The sequence below is a fragment of the Virgibacillus halotolerans genome, from assembly GCF_016908515.1.
In the GTDB taxonomy this organism is placed as follows: Bacteria; Bacillota; Bacilli; order Bacillales; family Amphibacillaceae; genus Virgibacillus_M; species Virgibacillus_M halotolerans.
On sequence record NZ_JAFBEA010000012.1, the window covers coordinates 15,038 to 29,667 of the forward strand.

13 protein-coding genes and 1 pseudogene are annotated in these 14,630 nt (G+C 39.4%); 5 read left to right on the forward strand and 9 right to left on the reverse strand.

Annotated features, from left to right (window positions below; translation table 11 throughout):
* Positions 1 to 46: 46 nt before the first annotated feature.
* Together JOC34_RS19415 and JOC34_RS19420 are read right to left on the reverse strand one after the other, a co-directional pair.
* On the reverse strand, positions 47 to 1,297 hold the full coding sequence (locus JOC34_RS19415) for a YeeE/YedE family protein (protein WP_205138451.1): 1,251 nt from the start codon (positions 1,295 to 1,297) through the stop codon (positions 47 to 49).
* Between the two features lie 120 nt (positions 1,298 to 1,417).
* Positions 1,418 to 2,347, reverse strand: a complete 930-nt coding sequence (locus tag JOC34_RS19420; RefSeq protein ID WP_205138452.1) for an MBL fold metallo-hydrolase — start codon at positions 2,345 to 2,347, stop codon at positions 1,418 to 1,420.
* A gap of 248 nt (positions 2,348 to 2,595) precedes the next feature.
* Between JOC34_RS19420 and JOC34_RS19425 the strand changes: the two genes are divergently transcribed.
* Both JOC34_RS19425 and JOC34_RS19430 read left to right on the forward strand, forming a co-directional pair.
* Positions 2,596 to 3,270: a uracil-DNA glycosylase gene (locus JOC34_RS19425; protein ID WP_205138453.1), complete on the forward strand. Its 675-nt coding sequence runs from the start codon at positions 2,596 to 2,598 to the stop codon at positions 3,268 to 3,270.
* Between the two features lie 284 nt (positions 3,271 to 3,554).
* On the forward strand, positions 3,555 to 4,400 hold the full coding sequence (locus JOC34_RS19430) for a C40 family peptidase (protein WP_205138454.1): 846 nt from the start codon (positions 3,555 to 3,557) through the stop codon (positions 4,398 to 4,400).
* A 136-nt stretch (positions 4,401 to 4,536) separates the two neighbouring features.
* Here JOC34_RS19430 and htpG read toward each other — a convergent pair whose 3' ends face one another.
* The 3 genes from htpG to JOC34_RS19445 all read right to left on the reverse strand — a co-directional run bounded on the left by htpG (position 4,537) and on the right by JOC34_RS19445 (position 7,471).
* Positions 4,537 to 6,414, reverse strand: coding sequence for a molecular chaperone HtpG (htpG, locus tag JOC34_RS19435; protein WP_205138455.1), 1,878 nt, complete (start codon positions 6,412 to 6,414; stop codon positions 4,537 to 4,539).
* Positions 6,415 to 6,624: 210 nt separating this feature from the next.
* The gene (locus JOC34_RS19440) at positions 6,625 to 7,149 is read right to left on the reverse strand and encodes a DUF2812 domain-containing protein (RefSeq protein ID WP_205138456.1); all 525 of its coding nucleotides are present in this window, start codon (positions 7,147 to 7,149) and stop codon (positions 6,625 to 6,627) included.
* Positions 7,139 to 7,471: a PadR family transcriptional regulator gene (locus JOC34_RS19445; protein ID WP_205138457.1), complete on the reverse strand. Its 333-nt coding sequence runs from the start codon at positions 7,469 to 7,471 to the stop codon at positions 7,139 to 7,141. Before JOC34_RS19445 ends, JOC34_RS19440 begins: the two co-directional genes overlap by 11 nt.
* A gap of 344 nt (positions 7,472 to 7,815) precedes the next feature.
* On the opposite strand from JOC34_RS19445, the gene JOC34_RS19450 reads away from it, so the two are divergent.
* A complete protein-coding gene (locus JOC34_RS19450; RefSeq protein ID WP_205138458.1) occupies positions 7,816 to 9,048 on the forward strand; it encodes a cation:dicarboxylate symporter family transporter in 1,233 nt (410 codons plus the stop codon).
* A 118-nt stretch (positions 9,049 to 9,166) separates the two neighbouring features.
* On the opposite strand, the gene sspO is transcribed toward JOC34_RS19450, so the two are convergent.
* Positions 9,167 to 9,322: a small acid-soluble spore protein O gene (gene sspO / locus JOC34_RS19455; RefSeq protein ID WP_205138459.1), complete on the reverse strand. Its 156-nt coding sequence runs from the start codon at positions 9,320 to 9,322 to the stop codon at positions 9,167 to 9,169.
* Positions 9,323 to 9,450: 128 nt separating this feature from the next.
* Here sspO and msrA point away from each other — a divergent pair.
* Positions 9,451 to 9,930 (forward strand): annotated as a pseudogene (gene msrA, locus JOC34_RS22070) (peptide-methionine (S)-S-oxide reductase MsrA).
* Between the two features lie 39 nt (positions 9,931 to 9,969).
* Here msrA and JOC34_RS19465 read toward each other — a convergent pair.
* The 3 genes from JOC34_RS19465 to nadC form a co-directional block, all read right to left on the reverse strand.
* Positions 9,970 to 11,934 carry a TRAP transporter fused permease subunit gene (locus JOC34_RS19465; protein ID WP_205138460.1) on the reverse strand — a complete coding sequence of 655 codons (1,965 nt, stop codon included), beginning with the start codon at positions 11,932 to 11,934 and terminating at the stop codon, positions 9,970 to 9,972.
* Between the two features lie 67 nt (positions 11,935 to 12,001).
* Entirely contained in the window at positions 12,002 to 13,027 is a 1,026-nt protein-coding gene (locus JOC34_RS19470) for a TAXI family TRAP transporter solute-binding subunit (RefSeq protein ID WP_205138461.1), read from the reverse strand.
* Positions 13,028 to 13,030: 3 nt separating this feature from the next.
* Positions 13,031 to 13,864 (reverse strand): carboxylating nicotinate-nucleotide diphosphorylase, encoded by an 834-nt coding sequence (nadC, locus tag JOC34_RS19475; protein WP_205138462.1) that lies wholly within the window; start codon positions 13,862 to 13,864, stop codon positions 13,031 to 13,033.
* Between the two features lie 200 nt (positions 13,865 to 14,064).
* Here nadC and JOC34_RS19480 point away from each other — a divergent pair, with 200 nt between their 5' ends.
* On the forward strand, positions 14,065 to 14,604 hold the full coding sequence (locus tag JOC34_RS19480; RefSeq protein ID WP_205138566.1) for a 3H domain-containing protein: 540 nt from the start codon (positions 14,065 to 14,067) through the stop codon (positions 14,602 to 14,604).
* Positions 14,605 to 14,630: the final 26 nt, after the last annotated feature.

The following is a 14,630-nucleotide window of genomic DNA, read 5'->3' on the forward strand; positions in this document are numbered from 1 at the left end:
AGCACCGACGCATCATTATTAAAATCGTATTTATGGCAAAAGCCCATCAACAGAACGAATCATTCTTGCTTGGATTACCTAGGCCGAATATTTTCCGGCAATATAAACCGATGAAAGATCCAGCAAGTGCCATTACCATCCAGACCCATCCGTGTAAACTGAATGAAGCGATCCCACTGAAATATGCCCCAATGTTACAACCAAATGCAAGTCTAGCACCGTACCCCATCAGCAGTCCACCGATAATCGATGAGGCAGCAACACCTGGTTTGATTTTTCCTGGTTTGAAGTTACCTTGGAAAGATGCAGCAATAAATGCACCAAGTATAATACCAAAGTTCATGACACTAGTGGAATCCGCAAGTACTGTTTGTTTCAGCGTTTGTGTATCCCCTTGCCAATAAGACCAGCTTGCGACATCCATGCCAAAAAATTGTAAAAACTTAGATCCCCAGAGTACGAAAGCTGACGTTATCCCCCATGGCTCTCCCCGTACAGATAGTACCAGTGCATTGAGTACAGCAAGTACAACACCAGCTGTCACTAATGGCCATGCCCCACGCCATATTTTCTTGAACCCGCTTGTCGTAGCGAGCGGCTTCATTTGTGGTGGGTTTTTCTTTCTAGCAATTTTAACAGTTACCCCATAAATTCCAAAGAACACTAAAAGCTGAACGATCCACCCTCCAAAATAACCTAAGCCCGTTGACTCTGCTAATGAGATCGGTGGTAGTGATGGGAGATCCAACCAAAATCCGAGATGATAAGCGCCTAAGACAGACCCCGCAATAAAGGCAATCAATGTTAAAATCATCGATGATTTACCGCCACCCAAATTATACAGTGTACCGGAAGCACAACCATTCCCCATTTGCATCCCGATACCAAATATGAATGAACCAACAATGATACTGACACCTATTGGCGATACGAATCCTGTCGGTGTTGCTCCTGTAAAACTGAAACCAGTACCCAATATAATGGCAAATAGTGTTGTAGCAACTGCCAGCATAATCATGTGGGCCTGTAATCCTTGCACATTCCCGACGGATACCAGCCTCCTGAATGCGGAGGTAAAACCAAAGCGCGCATGCAGCAATGTGACACCTAAAGCAATACCGAGCAAATATAGAATAGCTTGAACAGAACCTGAAGTAGCCAAGATCATTGCAAATAATATAATCGCGGCGATCGCGCCAATCCATACAAAAGGCTTTTGGATAGGATTAAGCTTTGTTACGATCGTTGTTGGTTGTTTAAGATTCCGATCATGAAGTGTATGTGCAACTTGTTCCATTTACATTCCCTCTAATCCCTATGAATTTACTTACCTTTAATAGTAAGACTTATTGTAATACATTTTTAAGGAAATGTAAATGGGTAAAAGCCCTCCTTTGATGGTTGACCTTACAGTGCATTAACAGGATTCGAACGAAACTTTGCCGTTTACTTCTTTCCGGACAACTTTTCCTATCGATTCCAAATACAATAATCTAGTAAGTGTAGCCATAAAAGAACTCAAATTAAGTATAATATTGACCGTTCCATAAATTTCGTAGCATACATCATTCGCAGTTTTAGCTTTGTCCTTCACGGACGCTAAAACTTGTTCAAGACGGTGCTCATGTTTATGCTTTATCTCCTCTACCCTGTCATTTAAATGGAGAATCGGATCGCCATGTCCAGGCAAGGCAATATCGGAAGGATATTTTTTGATTACTTGTAAAGACGCAAAGTAATCCTTTAACACGTTCTGTTCTTCCCCTGACCAAAGACCAATCACTGGATTAATATCCTTTAACATATGATCGCCGATGATCATCACTTTTTTCTCTTTGTGATAAAAGCAGAAATGATCCGGTGCGTGCCCCGGTGTCCAAATCGCTTGGTAAAAATCGTCTCCCAATTGAATTTCCTGATTGTTTTCAAACAATCCATCCGGTTCGAAATCATAAATAGATGCTTCGTCTTTCATATGATCCGACAGACCTTGTCCCCCGTGCTTGATCACCAATTGATTTAATCTATCTTTAAGACCTGAAACACGATTTTTCTTCATTTCTTCGTAGCTCAAATCAGATACAATTACAGGTACACCTACATCCTGTTGGAACCATTTTGCAAGCCCAATATGATCTTGATGCGCATGTGTCAGCACCACTTTTTCGATTGCTATTCCGGATGCGAGTACTTTTTCCCAGCCATCCTTTGCTTCCTTCGAATCCGTACCCGTATCAATTACTGTATACCCGTGCTTTCCTTCTATTAAATAGCAATTTACTTCCCCCATCCCATCAGGAAACTGGATTACTAATTTATGTATATTGCCCGTTACGTTCGTTAACATTACATTTTTCCCCTTTTCAAAAACATACCTGAGATTAATCGCAGTATTTATATAAAATATATTTCTATTGTACCTCGAGCAACTTGAAACGGAAAGAGAAGTAAACTAAAATATGCTATGCTTTTATTGAGATGACTTTAGAAATTACTAAAACCATTTTTCATTCGGATTTTTTGCTGAATGTTTCATATGATAAGCTAGATTTATATGAATAGAATAAACATCATCGTGAAGGAAGGATGGATATAATGCATAAACAAATTTTAACAAACGATTGGCAACCTGTTCTGGAGGATGAATTTACGAAGCCCTATTATTTAAAACTAAGAGAATTTTTAAAGCATGAATATACAACACATACTATATATCCGAAAATGGATGACATCTTTAACGCGCTTCATTACACCCCTTTTCATGATGTGAAAGTGGTGATATTAGGACAAGACCCTTACCATGGTCCTGGACAGGCACACGGACTCAGCTTTTCCGTACAAACAGGTGTAAAACAACCACCCTCGCTGAAAAATATATTTAAAGAATTAGAGGATGATCTAGGATTTTCCCCTCCTGACCATGGATATTTAGTAGATTGGTCGAAACAAGGTGTTCTTCTATTAAACACTGTTCTAACTGTACGACAAGGACAAGCACATTCACATAGAGGTAAGGGCTGGGAAAATTTCACGAATCAGGTTATCGAATCATTGAATAAGAAAGATAAACCAGTCGTCTATATATTGTGGGGCAGTGCCGCACAAAAGAAACAGGAACTGATCGATACATCCAAACATTATGTGATTAAATCCCCTCATCCAAGCCCATTGTCAGCCTATCGGGGCTTCTTTGGCAGTAAACCATTTTCGAAAGCGAATGCGATGTTAAGAGAATCGGGGCAAGAAGAAGTCAATTGGGAACTATCCTAATTGACTGATTTATAACAGAACATGGCCCAACATTACATTTGTCCCCTATATGTAATATTGGGTAATGTTCTGTCTCTTCTTTTTATATATCCAAAACCTCCTATATAACCAATCACTTCCAACTAAATTCCGCTTTATTTTCAAAGATAGATTCAAAAAAAGATTACACTTTGTCATACTTTGTAATAGTTTGTCGCTGAATTGTAGCCTTACTCTAACCTCACAATGTATTTATTTTGCTAGAATAGAAAGCGTTGATAAAATTTCAAATAGGGGGATACATAATGTTTAAGATTAATCATTCTGTAAAAAAATATATTGTTTCAACAACTTTCGTAACGGCAATCGCGCTGACACCGATATTGTCTGGAAGTGTTTTCGCTCATGGTGGTCCGGATTCGGAAGCAAGTCAAAACAATTCAAATAACGCTCCAGTGACCCAACAAGTTGAAAAAGAGGAAACTCCCACTGTAAATTCGGGCACCATTTTAACTGGTGATCGTGGAGAAACAGTTAAAAATGTACAAACAACATTAAACAATAAAGGCTATACAGCCAATCCAGATGGTATCTTTGGTCAAGAAACAGACAAAGCAGTGAGAGATTTCCAGAAAGATAGTAGTCTTTCAGTTGATGGTAAAGTAGGACCAGCAACTAAAGAAGCACTAGCAATAAAAACTTCTACTACTGAAAAAGAGGATCTGACAATTGTAGATGCTCCTAAACAGCAAACAAAAGCTTCAACTACGAGCGCATCAAATGTTTCAAATTCTGATATTGTTTCTACTGCCCAAAGCTTGGTAGGTACACCATACACGTTCGGTGGGACAACTACTGCAGGTTTTGACAGTAGTGGCTTTATCAATTATGTATTCGCTCAAGAGGGTATTAGCTTAAATAGAACCCATGCTGACATGTGGGCTAGCAATGGAACATTTGTAGACAATCCAAGTGTTGGTGATGTTGTATTCTTTGAAAACACATATAAAAGTGGCGTTTCACACAGCGGTATCTATATCGGTAACAATCAAATGATTCATGCTGGTACTGAGAAAACTGGTGTAGAAGTAACCAATATGGGCTATGACTATTGGCAAGATCATTATATCGGTGCAAAATCTTTTAAATAAACAAGTAATTTTTTAAATAAGGACTGAATGGCTTCATTGCTGTTCAGTCCTTTTTATTGTCTGAATCATTCCTTGACTGAAATAAAAGCTATCCTTCATGCTTCTTTTATAACATAAAGGATAGCTTCTTGATTGATTAAGCCATAATTTTACAAATATCATTCGTGAAGTCAACTGGATCTGCTACAGGCAATCCTTCGATTAATAAAGCTTGGTTATACAATAGACTTGTATACAGTCCGAACTTCTCCTGATCGTTGTCATATGCTGTTTTCAATGCATCGTAAACTGCATGGTCTTTATTGATCTCCAGGATCTTATCTGCCTTCACGTTTTGATTGTTAGGCATGGATTGCAGCACTTTTTCCATTTCCAATGAAATTTGTCCATCAGTTGATAAGCAAACGGGATGGGATTTAAGCCGTTTGGATACTTTCACATTGGTTACCTTACCGGAAAGAAGGTCTTTCATTTCCTTGAACATATCCTGATGTTCATCCTCTTCCATTTTTGCTTTGTTATCCTCTTCTTCTGTATCAATTCCAAGATCACCACTGGAAACAGAGCGGAATTCTTTTTCTTTATATTCGTTAATCATTTTAATCGCAAATTCATCAATTTCATCTGTGAAATACAAAATTTCATATCCTTTATCCGCAACCATTTCTGTTTGTGGCAACTTTTCAATCCGTTCATTAGATTCGCCTGCAGCGTAGTAAATATATTTCTGATCCTCGGGCATTCTGGAAACATAATCACTTAAAGAGACCAGCTTCTTCTTTATAGAGGAATAAAATAGCAGTAAATCCTGCAATGTTTCTTTGTTCGCCCCAAATTCACTGTAAACACCATATTTTAATTGACGTCCGAAAGCATTATAGAATTTTCCATAGGTTTCCGGCTCATCCTGAAGCAACTTTTTAAGTGCTTGCTTAATCTTTTTATTAATATTTTTGGCAATTAATTGCAGCTGACGGTCGTGCTGCAGCATTTCGCGAGAGATATTCAATGATAGATCTTCAGAATCTACCATACCTTTTACAAAGCTAAAATAATCCGGGAGCAAATCTGCACATTTATCCATGATTAACACGCCATTAGCATACAATTCAAGTCCTTTTTCATATTCCGTGGAATAATAGTCGTATGGTGCTGTTTCAGGAATATATAAAATGGCGTCATATCGGATGTTGCCATCCACCCTTGTATGGATGTGTTTTAATGGATTATCAAAACCATAATGTTTCTCTTTATAAAAGTTCTCATAATCTTCATCTTCCAGTTCATCTTTGTTTTTACGCCAAATAGGAACCATACTATTAATTGTTTCTTCTTCTTTAAAGTCTGCGTATTCTTCACTATCTTCTTTTGGCTTACTCTTGGTAATTGTCATTTTAATTGGATAGCGGATGAAATCGGAATACTTTTTAATAATGCCTTGAAGACGCTCTTCTTCTAAGTATTGGTCATAATCCTCCTCTTCAGTGTTTGCTTTCATTTTTAATATAATTTCAGTTCCAACTTCTGCTTTCGTATCGGGGTCTATTGTATAGCCGTCTTCCCCTTCAGATTCCCATTTATATGCTTCACCACTTCCAAGTGACCGACTTCTAACAGTAACAACGTCAGCAACCATGAAAGCCGCATAAAAGCCTACACCAAACTGTCCAATAATATCATGGCCATCCTCTATTTCATTTTCCTTTTTAAATGCTAAAGAACCACTCTTCGCAATGGTACCAAGATTTGATTCCATCTCTTCTTTGGTCATTCCAATTCCTGTATCTCTTATTGTTAATGTACGTGTTTCTTTATCAGGAATCACTTCGATATAATAGTTTTCTTTATCAAAATTCATACTATCATCTGTCAATGCTTGATAATAGATTTTATCAATGGCATCACTTGCGTTTGATATCAATTCGCGTATAAATACTTCCTTTTGTGAGTAGATAGAATGAATCATAATGTCCAATAAGCGTTTCGATTCAGCCTTAAATTCCTTTTTCGCCATATTTATATACTCCCCTTTTCTACTATTCTGTTTCCTATTTTAGCACTCTATCAGCAAGAGTGCTAATCTCATAAATGTAATATCATATTTTATGAATAATGTCAAAAACTTTTTACTTTTAATAGCATATCGTTAGTTATATAACTACGAAAATACACGGGTCGAAAAAGGTATTCCATATTACTGATTCGGGTCAAACCTAGTAAATAGCTATTTATTATATAATTCCATATCACGCTTCAGCGCACGCATATTTCTCATATATGCTAAGAGGAACGGTGCAAGAATAATGACAACAGACCAGTTCAGTATGGAAACATATAGATTAAACATGGAAATAAAAGAATTTAAAATTGCTATGACCAAATTTACCATCCCAACTGTTGCTATCAAATTAACGATTCTTTGCAAATGTTTGATCCGCGACTCGTTATCTGTGTAAATCTCAAACGGTTCACCTGTTGCCTTTTTTCGGAAGTATACCCAACGAAAGTAGGTGTCCACACATTCAATCCCATTTTCCTCCATAAATTCCAGATAATCTTTACTCTTTTCAGTGTTAGGCAATTCCTCAAGTAATTCAATACAATAATCGTATTCTCCAGGACTCCCCTTTTCAAAAGTATAACGACAAAATGAATAGCCAATTAACTGAAAACCGTTTGCAGCCATTTCATTAATCCATTTTTCTTCCTTTTGAAAGTTATTGAAGAACTTTATCTTTTTAATGGTCATTTTCCTTACCCTCCATGATTCTTTTTCCGTTATTTAGCAGTTCCTGCAACCGATCGATTTCAGCAAAAACAATTGCCTTTCCTGTATCTGTCAGTTCATATTCCTTCTTCCGACTCGCTTCCTCACGCGTTACTAATTGAATCCACTCTTTTTTTAGCAGCGTTTTAATTGCCCCGTAAAGTGTACCTGGTCCCAAATTTACCCGGTCATTACTAATCTCCTTTACATGCTGCATGATTCCATAACCATGCATTGGAGTTTGAAGCGCTAGTAAAATATAATAAACTGCTTCTGTTAATGGGATATGTTCCCTATCCTCCATGATATCTCTTCCTTCCAACCAATATCGCGATACGTTATATCGTCTTACGATATAATACACATACTATATCGCATGCCGATAGTAATGTAAACCCCTTATTTGAAAAACGGGGGGAATGATTCATGTATGTATCATGTCGAAATTTTCTGCTTTGATGGTTATTTATCTTTTTTATATCTGGCAAAAGACATTTTGTACAGAATATTAATACGTTCTTATTTGTATTTGTACCTCATATTTATTTAATAAGACGCTATTGTTATACATCTTTTTACAATTTTAGGAAGGAGGTATAGCAAGACTAAAAAAATTTACATTCATATTTATGAAGGGGGAAAACATTTGTGAAACGAATTCCAAAAATAGGTCTCCTGACGCAAATCCTGATTGCTTTTGTAATCGCTATCATAGCTGGAATTTTATTTGGACCAAGTATTGGAATTGTTGAGCCGCTTGGCATCCTATTTTTACGTCTTATTCAATTTATTATTATTCCATTAATTGTTTCTTCACTTATCGTGGGGGTTGCCAGTACAGGTGATATGCAAACACTTGGAAGAATTGGCGGGAAAACGATTGTTTATTATTTAGTTACCACCTTTATTGCTGTTGGCATTGGTCTACTTGCTGGGGTTTTATTCCAGCCTGGTGCTGGCGTTGATATTTCCACGACAGGCGACATTCCAGAAACTGCTGAAACTGGCGGTGTTGTCAATGTATTATTGGAGATTATTCCAACAAATCCGCTGGAAAGTCTATCAAGCGGTAATATCCTACAAATTATTTTCTTTGCTCTATTTATCGGTCTTGGTATTACGATGGTTGGAAAAAAGGCAGAACCTGTTTATCAATTCTTTGATGGCCTAGCAGAAATTATGTATAAAATTACCTGGATCATCATGAAACTAATTCCAATTGGTGTATTTGGCTTGTTGGCACCAATCATAGGAGAATATGGGCTTTCCGTGTTGCTTCCTTTAATTAAGCTGGTTACCGTAGTCGCTGTCGGTTGTATTGTGCATGCAATCATCACCTATTCCATCGGTGTGAAAGTGCTTGGAGGAATGAGTCCATTACGATTTTTCAAAGGGATTCTGCCTGCAAGCCTAGTCGCGTTCACGACACAAAGCAGTGGTGGGACCTTACCCGTTACGATCAAATGCTCTGAGGATCAATTAGGCGTTTCGAAAAAAATATCAAGTTTCGTCTTACCATTAGGTGCAACCATCAATATGGATGGCACCTCCCTTTATTTAGGTGTTGCCGCACTTTTTACAGCACAAGCCTATGGCATTGACTTATCATTTGTACAAATGCTGACGATCGTGCTTATTGCCACGCTGGGATCCATTGGAACTGCAGGAGTCCCCGGTGCCGGACTGGTGATGCTCACATTGGTTTTAACGACTGTCAATTTACCACTCGAAGCGATTGCCGTCATCGCGGGCGTTGATCGTTTTATGGATATGTTCCGAACATCGGTAAATATAACAGGTGATGCTTCCGGAGCCGTTATTATTCAGGCAATGGAAAATAAAAAGGCCAAAAAAGCGGAGAAAAATGCTGCTGTGGAGTAAAATTGCAAGCAACAAGTTCACAGTACTCCATTGACGAAAATGAGTTTGGGTTAACGTCCCAAACTCATTTTTATTATACATACCCCGAGTCCATATTTCTATCGTTGAAAATGAAGATTTACTGCCGCTTTTTTGTTTTCTTATTATTATATTTTTCAGCTGGGGTTAACGGTTCATTGGCGAATTCATGATCAAATTCCTTAGTTAGATTTTTTCGTACTGCTTGTTCATCACTGACCCCGTTATTTGTTTGATGCTTCTTATCTTTACCCATTAATAAAAACACCTCCTAGCATATATTCTGCCTTAACTCTTACATCATTATGTATTGGTATGAGGTTATTGAATGGATACTTATGAGGCTTTCAAATGGAGTTATTACTTTTCAATCATTAGAACAATATTTATGGTGTATCTGACGTCACATCAGGCTATGCCAATGGAACCAAAGAAAATCCCAGCTATCAGGATGTAATCAAAGGTGATGACAAATTCGTTGAAGCTGTAGAAGTCACCTATGACCCTGAACGGATTGACTTGGAAACATTAGTGGATGACCTTTTTCTTGTCATTGATCCGACCTAAAAAAATAAACAAGGGAATGATGTTGGCGTCCAATATCGCACCGGTATTTATTTTCAGGATGAGAAAGATGCTACCATCATTAAAAAAGCTGTCAATAGGCAACAGGCTTCCTATGAAGATGAGATTGTCACCGAAGTACAGCCTTTAGATAACTTTTATTTGGCGGATGATGAGCACCAAGACTATTTGGAAAAGAACCCGAATGGTTATTGTCATATTGATTTAAGGGTAACAGATAAGCTTGCCATCCATCCGATTGAAAAAGATGAAGCAATTGTAAAAGAAAAGAGTCAATAGGCAAATATTCATAGATGGCTATTGACCCTTTTTTCTCTACTACCCTTCACTGGTCCTTTCCCCCAGCACACGTTCATCACGCGAAATTTCCCGGGAAATCATACCCATCCGCCTCCGCTGCATTGCTAAGACCAAAACGACCAATCCGATACCAATACCATCTGACACGAAACCAGGATACATGGTTAATAAACCACCTGCTAGTAAAAGGATTCGTTCCAGAATAGTGGTACTTGTAACCAGCCAACCGATCACACCTGCTGCGAGTGTGATCACACCAATGATCGCAGTGATTATCGATACAACGATCTCGACGACCAAACCTTCCATCAGCAAGGCTGGTTCCAGCACAAATAGGAACGGAACAATAAAACCGACTGATCCCAACCTAACAGCCTCCAGTCCTACTTGGTTAGGGTTACTGCCGGCAATCCCGGCTGCCGCAAACGCGGCCACAGCAACAGGAGGCGTAATCGCTGAAAATATGGAAAAGTATACAATAAACAAGTGGGCAGACAGGCCAGAAACCCCTAATTCCATTAATGCTGGTGCCGCTAACATTGCTGTTAATATATAGGCGGCCGCAACTGGCATCCCCATGCCTAAAATAATACAAATGAGCATCACGAATACCAATGTAGGCAGCAGCATCCCTTCCGTTAATCCAAGGACAATACTGGTTAATTTCCCACCAAGCCCAGTCGACATAATACCGGCTATAACGAGTCCTGCCGCTGCACAAGCTGTTGTTACCGGTATCGACGACTTGGCGCCATCGACCATCGCAATCATGATTTTCCTGATACCCATTCGTGAATTTTTGTTAAACCAGCTAACCATGATAACGGATAATATCCCATAAAGCCCCGTTTTAGAAGGACTGTAACCTTGAACAAGGAACAAGACTAAAACAATTAAAGGAATAAAATAGTACCAGCCTTCCTTCAACACATTAGCAATACGCGGGATGTCTTCCCTGGCCGCACGCGGTAAATCCAATCGCAATGCCTCAAAGTGGACCATAATAAGCAAGGAAACATAGTAAAGCACACCTGGAATAATCGCAGCAATGACGATCGCCCCATATGATATCTGGGTTACAGCTGCCATTAGGAAGGCAGATGACCCCATAATCGGTGGTAAAATACTTCCCCCAGTAGAAGCAGCAGCTTCTACTGCTGCAGCGAATGATGGCTTATAGCCCGTGCGCTTGCTTACAGGAATTGTAAAAGTTCCAGTCGTCACCACGTTTGCTGTCGGACTTCCGGATATCGAACCAAACAATGCACTGGCCAGTACCGCTACCTTGGCAGCCCCTCCCTTCGACCTACCTGCAATTGCGGTTGAAAGCTGGAAGAAAAAAGTTCCTGCTCCTGCATGATTTAAAAATGCTCCAAACAACATAAACATAAACACAAAAGAAGCTGCCACTGAAATTGGTGAACCCCATAGTCCATTAAAACTAAAGGCTAAATCATCCAAAACTTCTACAGGCGGAAACATCCGATGTGCCAATAGTCCGTTTAAATGATGGCCTCCTAAAGCATAAGCGATACCGATAAAGACAATAACGATAATTGGAAAACCAATCGCCCGACGCGCTGCTTCAATACTTAAAAGGACAAACACCACCCCAAAGAATAGATCAAGATAGGTTAGAGGATGCATGATCGGAATTCTTTCCGCAATTCGCTCGGCATGGACTGTGAAATATATTCCTGCCCCAAAGGCAAGGATTGTACAAGCATAATCGCCCCATGTCGGCATGCGACTGGATCCTGTTTTTTTAGAATAGCCATATATCATAAAGGTTAATCCTAATATAAACGCCAGATGTATCGCCATTTGGTTAATTGGATTTAATTTTCCCCAGACAACGGCCCAAATTTGAAATATCGATAAAGCAAATGCAGTAATGCCAACTATTTTAAAAGAAATCCCGGATAATTCACGTTTATCCCCTTCCGTAAACCATCCGGTTACACTATTTTTAAAAAAATCCACGACTCGAAAACCTTCTTTCTCCGGCAAGTGCTCTTATTGTTTTTAAAGTAGGATGAAATAGACTCGCTTAATCGATGAACCCCTTTTCTCGGAAAAACTTTTCCGCCCCTGGGTGTAGTGGAACCTGTCCCACATCCATCATTTTTTGTTCTGTTAAGTTTTTAAACTCTTTATGTACCGTCCCCAAATAGTCGAGGTTTTCATAAATCGATTTGGTTACCTCATAAACCTCTTCATCCGGTACATCTTTATGTACAATTAAAATAGCTGGTGTATTTACTGTATCTTTATCTTCCTCTACAAACGGATAACTCCCCGCTTCTATCGTACCTGTCTCCATTCCAAGATCGTCTGACACTGCTTCCATTATCTCTGGGTTGATGGAGAACAGTTTAAGATCCATGGTTGTCGATGCTTCGATAATATCACTGGAAGGCACGGACACAGCGTCCCCCGTCGCATCAATCCGGTTATCAGCCATCAGTTCAAATGTCTTGGCATCATCTAAATGATCAACAGATCCACCCCAGGAGATAATATCGTTATAAGTAATCCCATATTCCTTTAAAATATATCGGGTAATAATCTCACCCGCTGATCCTTTTTGATCCACAGACAAACGAAGGGCTGCCTTATTTTCAATGAGCGCCTCGAAAGAATCATATGGCGTGTTTGCTTTGACGATAAATTGATAATAATTAGCTGGGACAACCACACTGACAGCCCTGATATCTTCATAGGATTTATCATACGGTTCCTCACCGCGATAAGCAGCGTATGCAGTCATGGCATAAGACATGCCGTATGGAACAGTGTCTGTACCTACTGTTGGCGGATTCTCCACGATTCCGCCGGGTTCCACTGTAATCATGGCTCCATCATGTTCCCGCCGGACCGATTCTGCAACGCCCTCTGTAAACACAGACCACGCGCCACCCGTTCGACCACCAATGATTGTGGTTTGAATCGAATCGTTTACTGTCGAACCAGAAGCCGCTTCGTTCCCACATGCAGTCAAAAACAATATCCCTAAAAACAATGCGCTAAGCCTGCTAAACTTCCAACCTAACAAACTAATTGCTGATCCACTCATTTTTTATTGCCCTCTTTGAAAGCTAATATCCAATGCCTGTACAGAATGGGTTAAAAATCCTAACGAGATATACTGGACCCCCGTGTCCTGATAAGATGCCAAGTTTTCCAGCGTAATTCCTCCAGAAGCCTCGGTTACGCTTGTCTCCGGAACGTATGTAGCAAATTCCCTGACTTCCTCTGGTGAACGATTATCAAACATGATCACGTCGGCTCCCGCGGCAACTGCCTCAAGTACTTCTTCTTTTGTTTCTGTTTCCACTTCTATTTTTACCATATGACCGATTTGCCCCCGAACAGATTCGACCGCTGCCGTAATCGATCCTGCAAAAGAAATATGGTTATCCTTAATCATGACACCATCATACAATCCCTGCCGGTGATTTTTCCCACCACCGCAGGTAACTGCATATTTATCAAACATGCGCAGCCCAGGCATTGTTTTCCTAGTATCACAAATCTGGATCGTAGCATCGTTCAGCGCTTCTACACACTGATTCGTAATCGTCGCAATTCCACTCATCCGCTGTATGATATTCAGAATCACCCGCTCACCTGTGAGTAAATGCGTTATTGGTCCAGCCACATCAGCGATTTTCTCCCCACTGGTAACCCGTTCCCCATCGGCTTTATGAGCAACAACTTCAATCGATGGATCCAATAAGTGGTAGACCGCTTTGATCACTTCTGACCCGGAAATAATGCCTTCCGCTTTTGCGATAAATACGCCCTTTCCTGCTTTATCAGACGGAAAGATACTTTGACTGGTGATATCCTGGTCTCCAATATCCTCTAACAAAAAAGTTTCCAGCTGTGTACGTAATTTTAATTGATTCATCATCATAACTCCTTATATTATTTTTATGTGGTATAGGAATGCATAGTTCGTGAAAATATTCACATTAAAACGACTAAACATTTACAGATATCTATCTAGGTGTCTTGACATCTATATTTACATAAGACTATTATAATAGCAAGCAGATTTTTTTCGAATGGTGGAAAATTTTGTTGAAAGATGAAAGTATCAAGAGGAGGATTATGATGAAAGACCAAACGAAAATGTCCTCTGAAGCAAGGCAGAGGCTAATTATGGATAGACTAAAAGAAACCAACCGCGCGATTACCGGCAGTGAATTTGCAAAGCAAACAAATGTGAGTAGACAAGTTATCGTCCAGGACGTTTCTATTTTAAAAGCTAAAAATGAACCCATTATTGCGACAAGTCAAGGATACATGCTACTAAACCAAAACGAAGTGGATGTACGGCGCAGTGTCATTGTCTGTAATCATACAGCCGAGCAAACGCTGGAAGAATTACAAATCATTGTCGATCATGGCGTTACCGTGAAAGATGTCATTGTGGAACATGCGGTATATGGTGATATAACGGCGTCGATTAGGGTAAGCAATCGTGCGGAAGTAAACCAATTTGTCAAGAAAATAAATGATAGCAAAGCCACTTATTTATCTGCCTTAACAGCAGGTATTCATTTACACACACTGGAAGCAGATTCAAACGATAAAATCGAAGCAGCATGTCATGATTTGGATGCTGCTGGTCTACTTATTAAATAAGTTCCCCCGTCAAAAAATACGTATGA

What these genes read in the sequence shown, in the direction of transcription:
- JOC34_RS19415 (WP_205138451.1), bottom strand. Translation starts at nt 1,297, where the DNA reads ATGGAACAAGTTGCACATACACTTCATGATCGGAATCTTAAACAACCA.
- JOC34_RS19420 (WP_205138452.1), bottom strand. Translation starts at nt 2,347, where the DNA reads ATGTTAACGAACGTAACGGGCAATATACATAAATTAGTAATCCAGTTT.
- JOC34_RS19425 (WP_205138453.1), top strand. Translation starts at nt 2,596, where the DNA reads ATGCATAAACAAATTTTAACAAACGATTGGCAACCTGTTCTGGAGGAT.
- JOC34_RS19430 (WP_205138454.1), top strand. Translation starts at nt 3,555, where the DNA reads ATGTTTAAGATTAATCATTCTGTAAAAAAATATATTGTTTCAACAACT.
- htpG (WP_205138455.1), bottom strand. Translation starts at nt 6,414, where the DNA reads ATGGCGAAAAAGGAATTTAAGGCTGAATCGAAACGCTTATTGGACATT.
- JOC34_RS19440 (WP_205138456.1), bottom strand. Translation starts at nt 7,149, where the DNA reads ATGACCATTAAAAAGATAAAGTTCTTCAATAACTTTCAAAAGGAAGAA.
- JOC34_RS19445 (WP_205138457.1), bottom strand. Translation starts at nt 7,471, where the DNA reads ATGGAGGATAGGGAACATATCCCATTAACAGAAGCAGTTTATTATATT.
- sspO (WP_205138459.1), bottom strand. Translation starts at nt 9,322, where the DNA reads ATGGGTAAAGATAAGAAGCATCAAACAAATAACGGGGTCAGTGATGAA.
- JOC34_RS19470 (WP_205138461.1), bottom strand. Translation starts at nt 13,027, where the DNA reads ATGAGTGGATCAGCAATTAGTTTGTTAGGTTGGAAGTTTAGCAGGCTT.
- nadC (WP_205138462.1), bottom strand. Translation starts at nt 13,864, where the DNA reads ATGAATCAATTAAAATTACGTACACAGCTGGAAACTTTTTTGTTAGAG.